The following is a 15577-nucleotide window of genomic DNA, read 5'->3' on the forward strand; positions in this document are numbered from 1 at the left end:
GGTGGTCGTGCTCTCGCCCGCGGCGCGGGCTCGCCGCGGCGCGAAGCGGGTCGGTGATTCGTTCGCGAACCTCGGCGAGCAGGCGACGTTCTTCGCCAAGGCCGTCGGTTACCTGCCCTACGCCGTACGGCACTACCGCGGCGAGATCTGGCGGCTGCTCTCGGACATCAGCTGGGGCAAGGCGTTGCTCGTCGGCGGCGGAATTCTCGGCGTGATGCTGCTGCTGTCGGCGTTCGTCGGGACGTCGGTCGGCATCGCCGGGTTCACCGGGCTCGACATCATCGGCCTCGCGCCGTTCGCGGGTTTCGTCTCGGCGCTGGCGAACACCCGCGAGTTCGCCCCGCTGATCGCGGCCCAGGCGTTCGCCGCCCAGGTCGGCTGCCGCTACACCGCGCAGCTCGGCGCGATGCGGATCTCCGAGGAGATCGACGCGCTGCAGGCGATGGCCGTCCGCCCGGTGCCGTACCTGGTGAGCACCCGGCTGATCGCCTCGATGCTGGCGATCCTGCCGATGTACGTCGTCGGCCTGTTCGGGTCCTACTTCGCCACGCAACTCGTGGTGACGACGTTCTTCGGGCAGTCGGCCGGGACCTATCAGCACTACTTCCTGGCGTTCCTGAACCCGTTCGACATCGTGCTCTCCACGGTGAAGGTCGCGATCTTCATCGTGCTCGCGACGCTGATCCACTGCTACTTCGGCTTCTACGCCTCGGGCGGCCCGGAGGGCGTCGGCCGCGCGACCGGGCGGGCGATCCGCGCCAGCATCATCCTGATCATCGTCTCGGACATGTTCCTCACGCTCGCGTTCTGGGGTTACGACCCCGGGGTCCGGATCTCGGGATGAGGGGACCCTCGTGAGGCCGGGTCTGAGACGGGGACGGCTCGGAGCGAGCCGCGGTGACCTGATCGTTCGCGGCGTGGCCTATGTCGTCGTGATCGCGCTGGCGATCGGGCTCGTGCTCGCGCGGTTCTCCGGGGCCTTCGCCGACCGCGTCACCGTGATCGCCCTGCTCACCGAACCGGGCGACGCCCTCGCGCCCGGGTCGGATGTGAAGATGCGCGGCGTTCTCGTCGGCCGCGTCGGCTCGATCGCACGGCAGCTCGGCCGGGGCGGGGCCGAGGTGGAACTACGGCTCGACCCGGGCACGGTCGACCGGATCCCGGCCGAGGTGACGGCACGCAGCCTGCCCGCCAACTTCTTCGGGCAGTCCTTCGTCGACCTCGTCCCGCCGCAGCGCTCCGCCGGCCCGATCCGCGGCGGCGCCCGGATCCCGGCCGACACCTCCGCCGCGACCGTCGAACTGCAGGACGTCTTCGGCAAGCTCTACCGCGTCCTGTCGGCCGTGCAGCCCGCGAAGCTCGCGACGGTGATCGGGGCGCTGTCCGAGGCCCTCGACGGCCGCGGCGCGCAGATCGGTCAGCTCGTCGGCCGGACCGACGCCTACCTCCGGGCGCTGGCGCCGTCGCTGCCGGCGTTGCGCGCCGACCTCACCGCGTTCAGCCGCTTCGCCACGGACCTCAACCGGCGGGCGCCGTCGCTGCTCGACTCCGTCGACGACGTGCTGGTCCTCGCCCGGACCCTGGTGGACCGTCAGGAACAGTTCCTCGCGCTCCTCGGCGGCGGGCTCGGCCTGACCGCGAACGCGCGCACGCTGGTGGGCGAGAACGAGACGCGGCTGATCCGGGTGAGCGGGCAGACCCGGCAGATCGTCGACGTCCTCGGCCGGCACCCGACCGCGTTCTCCCGCGGGTTCGTCGACCTCGGCGCGTTCCTCGGCGGGCTCGCGACCACGGACGCGGGCCGGATCGGGCTCGACACCCGCCTCACCACGACGCCGCTGCCGACCTACACCGCGGCGGACTGCCCGCGGTACCCCGGGCTCGACGGTCCGAACTGCCCCGGCGGCGGCGCGCGCAACGTCGACTACGGCGGGATCGGGTCGGTCGGCAGCGTCTCGGACCGCCTGGTGCTCTCGCAGATCCTCGCCGCGCTCGAGGCCGGACGCGGGTCGAGCGGTGACATCGGCCTGCTGCTCGCCGGATCGATGGTGCGCGGGTCGACGGTGGTGATGCCGGGATGAACGCCATGAGCGTGCGGGGTGCCGTGGTCCGCCTCGTAGTGTTCGCCGTCGTCGCGGCGTCCATCGGGATGCTGCTGCACAACACCCTGACCAACCGCCTCGGCGGCCCGACCACCTCGTACTCCGCGACGTTCACCGACGCCTCCGGACTGCACCCGGGCGACAACGTCCGCGTCGCCGGGGTCCGGGTCGGCCGGGTGGACGCGGTGAAGCTGCGCGAGAACGTCGCGTGGGTGAAGTTCACGGTGCGCTCCGAGCAGCCCGTGCTGCGGAGCACCGGGGCGGCGATCCGCTACCAGAACCTGATCGGCCAGCGGTACCTCGCGCTGCTGCCCGGCCCGGGTTCCGCCGACCCGCTGCCGCCCGGCAGCGAGATTCCCCTGACGCAGACTCAGGACGCGTTCGACCTCACGGTCGTCACCAACGGGTTCCAGCCGTTGTTCGAGGTGCTGTCCCCGGCCGACATCAACCGGCTCGCCGCGCAGCTGATCCAGGTCCTCCAGGGGGAGGGCGGGAGCATCACCAGCCTGCTGCGGACGACCGCGGAACTCTCGGGCCGGCTCGCCGACCGCGACGAGGTGATCGGCCGGGTCGTCGAGAATCTCGCCCAGGTCGCCGGTGACATCGCGCAGCGGGACACCGAGGTCGACGCCCTCGTCGGACAGCTGCAGCGCCTGTCCGCCGCGGCGGCGAAGGACCGGACCCGGATCGGGTCCTCGATCGCCGCCCTCGCCGACCTCACCGACGCGACCACCGGCCTGCTGACCGACATCCGGCCGTTGCTGCGGGAGGACGTCGCGAAGCTGAACCGGGTGCTCGGCACCTACGCCCGGGCCAGCCAGCCGTTCGGGGAGGCGGTGCGTGGGTTGCCCGTCGCGCTCTCGGCGTTCGCCCGCCAGATGCAGTACGGCTCCTGGATCAACATCTACATCTGCAACCTGACCGCCGGTCAGCAACGGGTGCTCGACTCCGGGGCGAACTCGGAGGTGTGCGCGTGAAGCAACTTCCCGGTGCGCTGCGCGGCCTCGTGGGCCGGCTCGTGCCCCGCACCCCGCGGGCCACCGGCATCGCGACCGTCACCGTCCTCGCCGTGCTGGCCGGGCTGCTGTTCGTCCCGAGCGGGCTGGCCCTGGGCAAGCAGACCTTCGCCGCGGAGCTCGCACGGTCGGGCGGGTTGCTGCCGGGCGACTCGGTCCGCATCGCGGGGATCTCGGTCGGGCAGGTGACGTCGTTGAAGATCCGGGACGCGAAGGTCCGGGTCACGTTCCGCGTCGGCGACAGCGTGAAGCTGGGTCGGGACACCCGCGCCGACGTGAAGATCGCGACGCTGCTCGGGACGCACTACCTCGGGCTGACCCCGTCCGGGGCCGAGCCGCTGCCGAACCGGACGATCCCGATCACGCAGACCAGCGTGCCGTTCGAGGTGCAGGACATCATCGAGGCCGGCGCCCCGGCACTGGAACAGCTCGACGGCGACCGGCTGCGGCGGGCCCTGCGCGTGCTGGCGGACGGGTTCCGGAACACACCGGCGCTGACGCGCGAGGCCGTGGAGAACATCGCGCGGCTCTCGGACGTGGTCGTGACGCGGCGCGAGCAACTCGGCGAGCTCGTGTCGCGCACCGCGGCGGTGACGGCGAACCTGGATGCGAACCGGGACACCCTCGTCGACCTGCTGGAGCAGGCGAGCGCGATCTTCGCGGAGATCTCCACCCGGCGGGCGGTGCTGCGGGAGCTGCTCGCGGACACCCGGGCGTTGGCGCGGGTGCTCAGTGCGCTGGTCCGGGAGAACTCGGCGCAGATGACACCGCTCCTGCGCAACCTCAACGTCGTGCTGGAGACGTTGCGGGCGAACGACGCCGCGCTGCGCCGGGTGGCCGTGCTGCTCGGACCCGCGGCCCGGTACTTCGGCAACGCCGCCGGCAACGGGCCCTACGTCGACGCGAACGGGCCGAACGCCGTCCTGCCCGACGCCGCCCTCTGCAAGCCGCAGGGGACGTGTTGAGCCGCCTGCGGTGCGCGCTCGCCGCCGCCACCGCGTCCGCCGCGCTCCTCGCGGGCGGTGGCTGCGGTGTGCTGGGCGAGGACTCGATCACGATCACCGCGCACTTCACCGACTCCGTCGGGCTGTTCCCCGGCAACCACGTCGACGTCCTCGGGGTGCCCGTCGGCACCGTGACCCGCATCGAGCCGCAGGGCACGAGCGTCGCGGTCACGCTGCGCATCCCGGCCGATCTCAAGGTGCCGGCGAACGCGGGGGCGCTGATCATCCCGCCGACCGTCATCACCGACCGGTACGTGGAGCTGACCCCGGTGTGGACGTCCGGCCCGGTGATGGCGGACGGCGGCGTCATCCCGCTGGAGCGCACGCGCACACCGGTGGAGTTCGACCGGGTCATCGCGGCGCTGGACACGCTGGCGAACTCGCTGACGGCCGACTCCCGGACCCTGGGCGCGATCCAGGACGCGCTCGGCGTGGCGGCGAAGAACGTTCGGGGCAACGGCGCCGAGATGGCGAAGGGCATCGCCGGGCTGTCCGCGGTGATCGACACCGTCGCCGAGAACCGCGGCGACCTGACCGCGCTGATCCGCAGCCTGGACTCCCTGTCCGCGACCTTCGCGCAGAACGACGCGACGCTGCGCCGGTTCGGCCGGAACGTCGCGCGGGCCACGACCGTGCTCGCGGACAACGGGGCGCTGCTGCGGCAGACCCTCGACGCGCTCACGACCGCGCTCGCCGACGTGCGGCAGTTCGTGAACACGAACGCCGGAGCGGTGCGGACCGGGGTGCGCGACCTGACCGCGGTGCTCGACGTCCTCGTCGACCACCGCGTCGAGCTGACCGAGGCGCTCGACGTGCTGCCGCTGACGCTGCAGAACCTCGCGCGGGCGGTGGACCCGGAGCAGCGCCGGGTCCGGTTCAACGCCTCCGCCGCCGCGAACCTGCTCAACCCGGTCGTGCTGCAGCAGCTGTGCGACGCCGTCGGTGCGCTGTGCCCGAATCGCGGCAAGCCGATCGGGGCGCTGTCCGACGTCTTCGGGCCCGCCGCCGCCCGCGCGCCCGGGGGTCCGCGATGAGGCGCGCGCGGGTGGTCGGCGCCCTGCTCGCCGGTGTGCTCGTGGCCGCGGGGCCGGCGGGCTGCAGCGTCACGCTCTCGGACCTGCCGCAGCCCGGGGCCGGCGTCGCGGGTCCGACGTACGAGATCACTGCGGTGTTCTCCGACGTGCTGAACCTGCCGGACGGGGCGCGGGTCCGGGTGAACGGCGTCGACGTCGGCCGGGTCGTCGGCATCGAGACCCGCGACTTCCTCGCCCAGGTGCGCCTACGGCTGCCGACGCGGGTGGTGCTCACCGACCGGGCGACGGCGGAGCTGCGGATCACCACGCCGCTCGGCGAGGGGTTCGTCGACCTCGACCCGGGTCGCGGGAAACGCACGCTCGCCGACGGGGCGGTCCTGCCGCTGACGGCGACGAGTACGACCGCCGGCGTCGAGGACATGCTCAGCGCGGCCTCGCTGCTGCTGACCGGAGGCGGGCTCGGGCAGCTGCGCACGGTGATCACCGAGCTCAACGCCGCGCTGGACACCAAGCGTGGCGACGCCGGGCAGCTGCTGCGCTCGCTGACCACGGTGCTGGACGCGTTCAACGACCGCTCCGCGGACATCGACCGCACGCTGACCGCGCTCGACGGGCTCTCCGGGACGCTGGCAACCCGCCGCGACACGCTCCTCGCCGCGCTGCGCGACGCCACCCCCGCCGCGAAGCTGCTCGCCGACTCGACCTCCCGGCTGACCGAGTTGCTCTCCCGGCTCGAGGAGCTCGCCCGCGTCTCCGACCGCGTCGTCCGGCGCACCCGCGCCGACCTGGTCGCCACCCTGCGGGAGATCCAGCCCGTGCTCGACGCATTGATCTCGATCTCCGACGACGTCGAGCCGACGCTGCGTCAGCTCGTCCGGTTCGGGGAGTTCCTCGACGACGCCACCCCCGGCGACTACCTGACCGGGGACATGGAGCTGACCGACGGCTCGGTGGGGGCGTCGTCCGCTCAGGGACGGACGGGGGGTCGGCCGTGACCGCCGCGCTGCGCCGGCACGGGACGCTGCTGGCGAATCTCGCCGTCCTCGTCGTGCTGGTGGTCGGGGTCTACCACGTCGGGATCAACGTCCTGCGGCTGCAGATCGGGCGCGACCCGTTCACCGTGCGCGTCGAGCTCACCGCGGCCGGGGGCCTCTACGAGCGCTCCGAGGTCAACTACCGCGGCAAGCTGGTCGGCCGGGTGACCGCCGTGCGGCTGCGGGACGGCGGTGCGGTCGCCGACCTGCGGCTCGACGAGGGCACGAGGATCCCCGCGGACACCGACGTCGTCGTCGCGAGTCTGTCCGCGGCGGGGGAGCAGTTCGTCGACCTTCGGCCGCGCCGTAACGACGGGCCGATCCTGCGCGACGGCGACGTCATCCCCGTCGAGCGCACGTCGGTGCCGATCTCGACCGCGGCCGTCGTCCGGGACGTCACGAAACTGCTGGACCAGGTGAACTCCGACGACCTGGCGACCGTCGTGGAGGAACTGGCGATCGCCCTCGACGGTAACGGGGACGCGCTCGGCCGGCTGGTCTCGTCGTCGAGCGAGCTGATCGAGGCGCTGCGCGGGAGCCTGCCGCAGACCGTGCGCCTGCTCGCCAACGCGCGGCGCAACCTCGACACCGCCAACGCCCTCTCCGGTGACTTCGAGACGTTCACGACCCAGCTGCGGCGCCTGACGCGCGAGCTCCGCGGCACGGACCCGAACGTCCGGCGTTTGCTCGACACCGGCCCGGCGGCGGTCGCGGACCTCGACACCTTCGTCACCGCGTTGACCTCCCCGGTGGGCGCACTGCTCGGCAACCTCGTCGTGCCCGGCGACCTGATCACGGCGCGGCTGCCGGCGCTGGAGGCGCTCGTCATCGCGTTCCCCGACGCCACCGGGGCGCTGCGCACCACCGTGCGGAACGGCAAGCTCGCGATCGACCTGCACCTGACGAACAACCCGACGTGCAGTTACGCCGGGCCGCGGCGCACCCCCGTCGACCCGACGCGCGTGGAGCCGGACCGGAAGCGCACCTGCACGAGTCGGTTGCCGGGCGTCCAGGTGCGCGGGTCGCAGAACGCGCCCAGGCCCGCGCCGTCCGGCCCGGGCGCGCCCGGCTATCCCGCGGTGGTGCTGGGTTATCAGCCGGCGAACGGGCTCGTCACGCTCCCGGACGGGACGCGCTACTCGCTCGGTCCGGTTCGCGCCGACGGCTCGATGACCGCCGCGATCGCGCTGCTCGTCGCGCTGCTGCGGACCTGAGCGGCCCCGTGACCCCTACGATCGGCACGCCATGACCGACGACACCACGACGCCCGCCGTCCCGACCGAGGTCGAGCCGTCGCGGCCCGCAGGGCGCCTCGCGCGGGCGAGCCGGCCGATTCCCCTGCTGTCGCTGGCCCTGGTGGCGAGCCTGCTGTTCTCGGCGTTCCTGCTGCTGCGGGGGAGCGAGGACGACGAGGGCGAGCGCGGCGAGCTGCTCGCGATCGCCGAGACCTACGCGGTGAATCTGACGACCTACGACTCCGCCCGGCTGGACGCGGATTTCGCGCGCGTCATGGACGTGGCGACGGGCCAGTTCCGCAGCGAGTACGAGGTCGCGCAGGACTCCCTGCGCGAGCTGATCGTGAAGTACCAGGGCAAGGCGACGGGGAAGGTGCTCGCCCGCGCCGTCCTGAGCCTCGACGGCGGGCGCGGCGAGGTCGTGCTGTTCGTCGATCAGACGGTGACCAACACGAACTCGGACCAGCCCAAGATCGACCGCCTCCGGATGCGCATGGGACTGGAGAAACAGTCGGGGCGCTGGTTGATCAACAAGTTGGATCTGGTCTAGAGCAACGGAAGTGGCGGACCGTCAGGTCCGAGCGGGTTGTCGGTCCTTTTGCGTACCGGCGGGCTGTTGTTGGCTTGATGTCGGGGGTGCGGGACGTCAGCCGATGGAGGCGGCGGGGACGACGCCGGCCATCCAGATCCCGAAGACCACGGTGACCGCCGCGCAGACGACCGCGAGGCCCAACAGCAGTGCGGAGCCCCGGTTCACACGGCGGGACTCGACCTCGGCGTCGTAGCTGCCGAGGACGGTCAGCGACGCGGTGCGGTGGCGCGACATGGCGGGAATCGTGCCCGAAAAGACACGCTGCGGAACGCGGCGCGCCCAGTCATGGACGAGGTTTGACATCCCGTTTTCGTCGGAATCATCTCGGATAACCGAGCGTCGATCCGCCCTGACGCAGGGGAACGAGACACGCCTCACTCGGGGCGGGGATCGACACGGTACCTACGGTTACGTAACCTTAAGTTATGACGGTCGAAGCACTCTCCGACGAGGCCATCCTCCGCGAGCTCGAACCCGTCGTGGAACGAGAGCTCGAACGCCACCTGAAGACGGCGAAGGAGTGGTTCCCCCACGAATACGTCCCGTGGAGCGAGGGCCGGAACTACGACGGCCTGCTCGAGGGCGAGGCCTGGGCACCGGAGCAGTCGAAGGTTCCGTCCGCCGTCGCCACGGCCCTGGCGGTCAACCTCCTGACCGAGGACAACCTCCCCAGCTACCACTTCGAGATCGCCGTCCTGTTCGGCCGCGACCGCGCCTGGGGCGAGTGGGTCCACCGCTGGACCGCCGAGGAGGGCCGGCACGGCCAGGCGATCCGCGACTACCTCCTCGTGACCCGCGCCTGCGACCCCGTCGCGCTCGAGCGCGAGCGCATGGTCCACATGGCCCAGGGCTTCCAGAACGACAACCCGGGCGACGCGATCGCCTCCATCGCCTACGTCTCGTTCCAGGAGCTCGCGACCCGCGTGTCCCACCGCAACGTCGGCAAGGCGACCGGGGACCCGATCGGCGACAAGCTCTTCGCGCGGATCGCGACCGACGAGAACCTGCACATGGTCTTCTACCGGGCCCTGCTGGAGGCGTCGCTGGAGCTCGCCCCCGACCGGACGATGCAGGCCATCACCCAGGTCGTGAAGAAGTTCCAGATGCCCGGCTACGACCTCCCCGGCTTCCAGCGCAAGGCCCTGGAGATCGCCATGGCCGGCATCTACGACCTCCGCCAGCACCGGGACAACGTCGTCATGCCCGTCCTGAACCAGTGGCGGGTCTGGGACCGCGACCTCGGCGCCGAGGGCGAGAAGGCCCGCCTCGAGCTCGACGCGTACCTGAGTGAGATCGACGCCGCCGCCTCCCGCTTCACCGAGCGCCGCGAGGCCCGCCTCGCCCGCCAGGCCGCCCGTCAGGGCTAGCTCTCGGCCCGCCCCTGCCGGGGACCGCGGCCGGGTTCGGCCTGTATCCCGCCGCCCCTCCCCGGGCCGTGCCGTTCTGCTCATGCATGAGCGGAGTGTCGATTTTCGGGCATCCGCTGTCCGAATTTCGACCACCCGGTCATGCAAGAGCCACCACTCGCTCATGCATGAGCGGACTGCGGGCTCGGGCAGCGCGTCCCGGGCGGGACGGTGCCAGCGGGGACGGGTGAACGGGGACGGGCGAGCGGGGACGGGTCAGCGGGGACGGGTCAGCTCAAGTAGCGGCCGCGGCAGCGTTCGAGGGCGCGGGCGAGTCCAGCGTTGATCTTGGCGGCGAGGATCTCGGGGTTGTTCGCCTCGTACCAACCCCAGCGGATGATCTCGGCGCCGGTGTCGAGGAGTTGCTGATGCCGGTACCGCTCGGCGCGGATCCGGCGGACGGTGTCGAGACGGTTGACGCCGACGGACTTCTCGGTGCCGTCGGCCTCCCCGATCACCAGGATCGGGAGGTGGTCCCACAGGCAGTCCACGAGGTAGGCGTCCTCGCCGTTGTTCACGATGACGGCCTGCTGCCACTTGGGCAGGATCACGCCCTTCGCGTACATGCCGACGTGGGACACCGACTCCAGGACCGACTGCGTCCATGGGCTGGCGAACGTCAGCGCCTTTCGGGCCTGTTCGATGCCGGGGCGTCCCTCCGACGCCTCGAGGATGGCGTCCAACTCGGGCTTGGTGGTGAGCCCTTTCCGCAGGGCTGACTCGGCGAACACGACAGATCGGTTGAACGGCAGCGCGGACGACAGGTCGAGCAACGTGCGCGCCGGGGAGGTCAGGGGGACATCGTGACGCCGGATCACGTGCTCGGCCGGCAAGGGCGCTGAGCGCAGGTAGTAGTCGTTCTTGTGGGTCCCGGAGACGCCGGGGTCGTCGGTGCAGACGATCAGCGCGGGCGGCGGACGGTCGAGGAAGTCCAGCCCGAGGATCTGCGCCGCCGACGTCCCCGCCGCCACGACGTTCTGCCGGTGCAGCGCCAGGCGCAGTGCCTGGATGTCCTGCGCGTGCAGGGTTTCGGACCCCGCCGCAGCCGCGGCGCGGTCCTCGGCGGAGACGAGCACGCCCCGCCGCAGAACGACGATGCGGTTCCGCTTCACCGCCGTCCGCAGCGTCGCGTGGGTGAACCCGAACTCGGCCGCCCGCCGGCGCAGGAACGGCCCGGTTCCGAGGGGTACCAAGGGCTCCAGCATCGGGCGAGGGTGCCATAACGACCTGTCGACGACCCCGACTTATCCACAGGCCCGCCCCGCCCGCCCTTGTCGCTCTGCTCATGCATGAGCGGGTGGTCGAAATTCGGACATCGGGAGCCGGGAAATCGACACTCTGCTCATGCATGAGCAGAGCGACGGGCCTCGGGAGCAGCGGGCGGGGGCGCCGGAAGCCGGGGCCGGGGCGGGGGGCGGGGGCGGGGAGACGGCAGTGGCGGTGCCGCTGGGGCGGGGTGGGGCTGCACTAGGTTCGGCGCATGGCCGAGACCGAAGACTTCGCCGCGCGCATCGCGGCCGCGTACACCTCCTCCGGACCGGCGCTCGAGCTCGGGCGCGGGATGCTCGGGGGGACGACGCACCCGGGGGCGACGGTGCGTCTGCCGGCCGCGATGGCGAACCGGCACGGGCTGATCGCCGGGGCGACGGGGACCGGGAAGACCAAGACGCTCCAGCTGCTCGCGGAGCAGCTGTCGGCGATCGGGGTGCCGGTGTTCGCCGCCGACATGAAGGGCGACCTCTCCGGGCTCTCGGCCCCCGGCGAGGAGAACGACAAGGTGAAGTCCCGGGTGACGGAGCTCGGGGTCGAGTGGACGCCGACGGGGTATCCGGTCGAGTTCCTCGCCCTCGGCGGGCTCGGGCCGGGCGTGCCGGTGCGCGCGACGATGGCGAGCTTCGGCCCGCAGCTGCTCGCCAAGGTGCTGGGTTGCAACGAGACGCAGGCGTCGTCGCTGACGCTGGTGTTCGCCTACGCCGAGCAGAAAGAACTCGCGCTGCTCGACCTCGCGGACCTGCGGGCGACGCTGCAGTACCTCGTCAGCGACGAGGGCAAGGCGGAGCTCAAGACCATCGGTGGGCTGTCGACGCAGACCGCGGGCGTGCTGCTCCGCAAGCTCGTCGAGCTCGAGGCGCAGGGCGGGGAGGCGTTCTTCGGTGAGCCCGAGCTCGTGGTCGCGGACCTGATGCGCACGACGCCGGACGGCAAGGGCGTCATCAGCTGCCTGGAGCTCGCGGCCGTCGCGGACAAGCCCAAGCTGTTCTCGACGTTTCTCATGTGGCTGCTCGCCGAGCTGTACGAGACGCTGCCCGAGGTCGGCGACCTCGACAAGCCGAAGCTGGTCTTCTTCTTCGACGAGGCGCACCTGCTGTTCGAGGACGCGTCGAAGGACTTCCTCGACCAGATCGCGCAGACCGTTCGCCTGATCCGGTCGAAGGGTGTCGGCGTCTTCTTCGTGACGCAGCTGCCGGACGACGTGCCCGGCGAGGTCCTGGCGCAGCTCGGCAACCGGGTGCAGCACGCGCTGCGCGCCTTCACGCCCCGGGACGCGAAGGCGCTCAAGGCGGCCGTGACGACGTATCCGAAGACCAGCGACTACGACCTCGAGGAGGACCTCACCCAGCTCGGGACGGGCGAGGCCATGATCACGATCCTGTCCGAGCGGGGCGCGCCCACACCGGTGGTGTGGACCAAACTCTGCCCGCCGACCTCGCTGATGGCCGCGATCCCGACCGACTCGGTGGCCAACGCGGCCAAGGCCTCGCAGCTCTGGGCCCGCTACGCGGAGGAGGTCGACCGCGAGTCCGCGCGCGAGCGGCTCGAGGCCAAGGTCGCGGCCGCGACCGAGCCCGCGCCGGCCGCCCCGGCCGAACCGAAGGCAGAACCGAAGGCGGAACCGCAGGGCAAGCGCAGCAAGCCCGGCAAGGGTGACAACGCCGTTGTCGACTACCTGAAGAGCCGCGAGGGCCGCAGCATGATGAACACGGTCGTGAAGGGCGTGTTCGGGATGCTCAAGAAGAAGCGCTGAAGAAGAAGCGCTGAGCCGGACCCCGGGCAGCCGGGCTCAGACCTGCCAGCGGGGCTTGCGCTTCTCGATGAAGGCGTTCATGCCCTCCTTGGCCTCCTCGGAGTCGAAGAGTCCGGCGGAGAGCTTGGCGATGGCCTCGCCCTTGGCGTCGATCAGGTCGGCGATGTCGCGGCCGAGGAGCTTCTTCGTCTCGGCGAGACCCTGCGGCGAGGCGAGCTTGAGCTGGGCGATGACGCCGTCGACGGCGGCGTCGAGCTCGGTCGGCGGGACGGCTTCGGAGATCAGGCCCGCGGCGGCGGCCTGCGCGGCGGTGAACGTCTCGCCGGACAGGCACCAGCGGTGGGCGAGGCGCGGGTCCATCTTCGGCAGCGTCGTCAGCGAGATGATCGCCGGCGCGACGCCGATCCGGGCCTCGCTGAACGCGAACGTGACGGTGTCGTTGGAGATCACGACGTCGGCGGCGCCGACGATGCCGAGGCCACCGGCGCGCACCGGGCCGTCGAGGCGGACCACGACCGGCTTCGACAGCGTCACGAGCTGCTTGAGCAGCTTGAGGATCAGGCCCGAGGTCGACTCAAGGCCGACGACGACGGCCTCCTTGAGGTCCATGCCCGCGGAGAACACCGGGCCGTTGTGGGTGAGCTTGACGACGCGGGCGGCGTCATCCGCCTCCACCGCGTCCATCGCCTCGGTCAGCGCGGTCAGCATTGCCACGGACAGCGCGTTGCGGTTGCCGGGGGAGTTCAGCGTCACGGTGGCGACGCCGTCGGCGGTGCTGACCAAAACCAGGGGCTCGTCGCTCACGCAAGTTCCTTCCGCGCACACAAGACTGATGGCCCCGCCCGGAGGCGAGGCCATCAGTCTTTCAGCGGAGAGGATCAGCCCTCGAGGCGGGCCTTGCCCTGCTTGGACGCCTCGATCAGCGACGCCGGCGGGGTGAAACGCTCGCCGTACTTGGCGGCCAGCTCCTCGGCGCGGGCCACGAACGCCGCCGGGCCGGTCTCGCCCGCCGCGTTGGTGTAGCCCTTGATGTACTGCATGACGCCACCGGTCCACGGCGGGGTGCCGATGCCCATGATCGAGCCGATGTTGGCCTCGGCGTCGGAGCGCAGGACGCCCTCGTCGAAGCAGCGAACCGTCTCGATGGACTCGATGAACAGCATCCGCTCCTGCATCTCGCGCAGGACCTCGGTGCCGACGACCTTCTCACGGCCGGTGTCGAAGGCCTCGCGGACGACCTGCGAGATGCCGGCCTTCTGACCGTTCTCGTAGTCGTAGAAGCCCTTGCCGGCGGCGCGGGAGGGACGGTCGAGCTCGTCGATCATCTTGTCGACGACCGCGTCGGCCGGGTGGCCGTGGCCGCCCATCACCGAGTTGTCCTTGTTCGCCTCGCGGATCTTGCGCATCAGGGTGAGCGTCAGCTCGTCGGACAGCGCGAGCGCGCCGACCGGGTAGCCGGCCTGCAGGCAGGCCTGCTCGATCGTCTGCGGGTCGATGCCCTCGCCGACCATCGCCAGCGCCTCGTTGAGGTACGTGCCGATCACGCGGCTGGTGAAGAAGCCGGGGGAGTCGTTGACGATGATCGGCGTCTTCTTGATCTGCTTGGCGAGGTCGAGCGCCTTCGCCAGCGTGGCGTCGGAGGTCTGCTCGCCGGCGATGATCTCCAGCAGCGGCATCTTGTCGACCGGCGAGAAGAAGTGCAGACCGATGAAGTCCTGCGGGCGCTGCACACCCTTCGCCAGTTCGGTGATCGGCAGGCTGGAGGTGTTCGAGCCGAGTACCGCGTCGCCGGCGACCAGGCTCTCGATCTCGCCGAAGACCTTGTGCTTGAGCTCGACGGACTCGAAGACCGCCTCGATGACCAGGTCGGCGCCCGCGACGTCCTCGGCCTGGTCGGTCGGGGTGATCAGGGCGAGGAAGGAGTCGGCCTGCTCCTGCGTCATCTTGCCGCGGGAGACGGACTTGCCGACGATCTTCTCCGAGTAGGCCTTGCCCTTCTGGGCGGCCTCGAGCGAGACGTCCTTGAGGACGACCTCGATGCCGGCCTTCGCGCAGACGTACGCGATGCCGGCGCCCATCATCCCGGCGCCGAGGACGGCGACCTTCTTCGCCTTCCACGTGTCGTACCCCTGCGGACGGGCGCCGCCGGAGTTGACGTACTGCATGTCGAAGAAGAACGCCTGAATCATGTTCTTCGCGACCTGGCTGGTGGCCACGTCGATGAAGTACTGCGTCTCGATCTTCAGCGCGGTGTCGAGGTCGACCTGCGCACCCTCGATCGCGGCGGCGAGGATGTTGCGCGGGGCCGGCATCGGGGCGCCCTTGATCTGCTTGCGCAGGGTCGCCGGGAACGCCGGGAGGTTCGCGGCGAAGCCCGGGTTGTTCGGGCCGCCGCCGGGGATCTTGAAGCCCTTGGCGTCCCACGGCTGCACGCCGCCGTTGGGGTTCGCCTGGATCCAGGCCTTCGCGTTGGCGATCAGCTCCTCGGGCGTGGCGACGACCTCGTCGACCAGGCCCTTCTCCAGCGCCTGGGCGGGGGAGTACCGCTGGCCCTGGAGCAGGACGTTCAGCAGCGCGTCCTGGATGCCGAGCAGCCGCGTGCTGCGCACGACGCCGCCGGCGCCGGGGAGCAGGCCGAGGCCCACCTCGGGGAGGCCGATCTGGCTGCCGCGGGCGTCGAGGGCGATGCGGCGGTTCATGATCAGGCACATCTCGTACCCGCCACCGAGGGCCGCGCCGTTGATGGCCGCGACCTTCGGTACGGGCAGCAGCTCGAGGCGGCGCATGTTGCGCTTCATCTCGTCGACCTCGGCGGTCCAGGCCGCGGCGCGGTCCGGCGTCGCGGCGAGGATCTCGCCGAGGTTGCCGCCGGCGAAGAAGGTCTTCTTCGCCGACGCGAGCACGATGCCCTTGATCGAGTTCTTGTCGGCCTTGTACTCGGCCTCGAGCGCGTCGACCACCTGACCGAGCGAGGTCTGGAAGTCCTGGCTCATGGTGTTCGCCGAGCCGGCCGGGTCGTCCATCGTCAGGGTGACGATCCCGTCGGCGTCCTTGGCGATCTTGAACGTGCCGATCGTGTCCTGCAGCGTCATGGGTTCAACAATTCCTTCTCGGCAGTCCGTACCGGGG

At 71.2% G+C, this 15577-nt stretch carries 14 protein-coding genes; 10 read left to right on the forward strand and 4 right to left on the reverse strand.

Going from position 1 to position 15577, the window contains the following annotated elements:
• The first annotated feature begins 1 nt into the window (after position 1).
• The 8 genes from SPOPO_RS0117250 to SPOPO_RS30230 all read left to right on the forward strand — a co-directional run bounded on the left by SPOPO_RS0117250 (position 2) and on the right by SPOPO_RS30230 (position 7975).
• Positions 2 to 844, forward strand: coding sequence for an MlaE family ABC transporter permease (locus SPOPO_RS0117250; RefSeq protein WP_019876194.1), 843 nt, complete (start codon positions 2 to 4; stop codon positions 842 to 844).
• 73 nt (positions 845 to 917) lie between these two features.
• The gene (locus tag SPOPO_RS33025; protein WP_019876195.1) at positions 918 to 2081 is read left to right on the forward strand and encodes an MCE family protein; all 1164 of its coding nucleotides are present in this window, start codon (positions 918 to 920) and stop codon (positions 2079 to 2081) included.
• Between the two features lie 5 nt (positions 2082 to 2086).
• Positions 2087 to 3079, forward strand: a complete 993-nt coding sequence (locus SPOPO_RS0117260) for an MCE family protein (protein WP_169577212.1) — start codon at positions 2087 to 2089, stop codon at positions 3077 to 3079.
• Positions 3076 to 4083, forward strand: coding sequence for an MCE family protein (locus SPOPO_RS0117265; RefSeq protein WP_169577213.1), 1008 nt, complete (start codon positions 3076 to 3078; stop codon positions 4081 to 4083). The genes SPOPO_RS0117260 and SPOPO_RS0117265 overlap by 4 nt, the downstream gene beginning before the upstream one ends.
• Positions 4080 to 5156: an MCE family protein gene (locus SPOPO_RS30215; protein ID WP_169577214.1), complete on the forward strand. Its 1077-nt coding sequence runs from the start codon at positions 4080 to 4082 to the stop codon at positions 5154 to 5156. The genes SPOPO_RS0117265 and SPOPO_RS30215 overlap by 4 nt, the downstream gene beginning before the upstream one ends.
• Positions 5153 to 6151 carry an MCE family protein gene (locus SPOPO_RS30220; protein ID WP_084671230.1) on the forward strand — a complete coding sequence of 333 codons (999 nt, stop codon included), beginning with the start codon at positions 5153 to 5155 and terminating at the stop codon, positions 6149 to 6151. Before SPOPO_RS30215 ends, SPOPO_RS30220 begins: the two co-directional genes overlap by 4 nt.
• Positions 6148 to 7404, forward strand: coding sequence for an MCE family protein (locus SPOPO_RS33030; RefSeq protein WP_019876200.1), 1257 nt, complete (start codon positions 6148 to 6150; stop codon positions 7402 to 7404). The genes SPOPO_RS30220 and SPOPO_RS33030 overlap by 4 nt, the downstream gene beginning before the upstream one ends.
• A gap of 31 nt (positions 7405 to 7435) precedes the next feature.
• Entirely contained in the window at positions 7436 to 7975 is a 540-nt protein-coding gene (locus SPOPO_RS30230) for a hypothetical protein (protein ID WP_019876201.1), read from the forward strand.
• A 96-nt stretch (positions 7976 to 8071) separates the two neighbouring features.
• Here SPOPO_RS30230 and SPOPO_RS0117290 read toward each other — a convergent pair whose 3' ends face one another.
• Positions 8072 to 8251, reverse strand: coding sequence for a hypothetical protein (locus SPOPO_RS0117290; RefSeq protein ID WP_019876202.1), 180 nt, complete (start codon positions 8249 to 8251; stop codon positions 8072 to 8074).
• 191 nt (positions 8252 to 8442) lie between these two features.
• Between SPOPO_RS0117290 and SPOPO_RS0117295 the strand changes: the two genes are divergently transcribed.
• Positions 8443 to 9384, forward strand: coding sequence for an acyl-ACP desaturase (locus tag SPOPO_RS0117295; RefSeq protein ID WP_019876203.1), 942 nt, complete (start codon positions 8443 to 8445; stop codon positions 9382 to 9384).
• A 269-nt stretch (positions 9385 to 9653) separates the two neighbouring features.
• On the opposite strand, the gene SPOPO_RS0117300 is transcribed toward SPOPO_RS0117295, so the two are convergent.
• The gene (locus SPOPO_RS0117300) at positions 9654 to 10628 is read right to left on the reverse strand and encodes a hypothetical protein (protein WP_019876204.1); all 975 of its coding nucleotides are present in this window, start codon (positions 10626 to 10628) and stop codon (positions 9654 to 9656) included.
• Positions 10629 to 10903: 275 nt separating this feature from the next.
• Between SPOPO_RS0117300 and SPOPO_RS0117305 the strand changes: the two genes are divergently transcribed.
• Entirely contained in the window at positions 10904 to 12448 is a 1545-nt protein-coding gene (locus SPOPO_RS0117305) for a helicase HerA-like domain-containing protein (RefSeq protein ID WP_019876205.1), read from the forward strand.
• Between the two features lie 36 nt (positions 12449 to 12484).
• Here SPOPO_RS0117305 and SPOPO_RS0117310 read toward each other — a convergent pair whose 3' ends face one another.
• Both SPOPO_RS0117310 and SPOPO_RS0117315 read right to left on the reverse strand, forming a co-directional pair.
• On the reverse strand, positions 12485 to 13252 hold the full coding sequence (locus SPOPO_RS0117310; protein WP_019876206.1) for an enoyl-CoA hydratase-related protein: 768 nt from the start codon (positions 13250 to 13252) through the stop codon (positions 12485 to 12487).
• A 74-nt stretch (positions 13253 to 13326) separates the two neighbouring features.
• On the reverse strand, positions 13327 to 15540 hold the full coding sequence (locus SPOPO_RS0117315; RefSeq protein WP_019876207.1) for a 3-hydroxyacyl-CoA dehydrogenase NAD-binding domain-containing protein: 2214 nt from the start codon (positions 15538 to 15540) through the stop codon (positions 13327 to 13329).
• Between the last annotated feature and the right edge of the window lie 37 nt (positions 15541 to 15577).

Origin of the sequence: Sporichthya polymorpha DSM 43042 (assembly GCF_000384115.1) — a bacterium.
GTDB classification, from domain to species: domain Bacteria; phylum Actinomycetota; class Actinomycetes; order Sporichthyales; family Sporichthyaceae; genus Sporichthya; species Sporichthya polymorpha.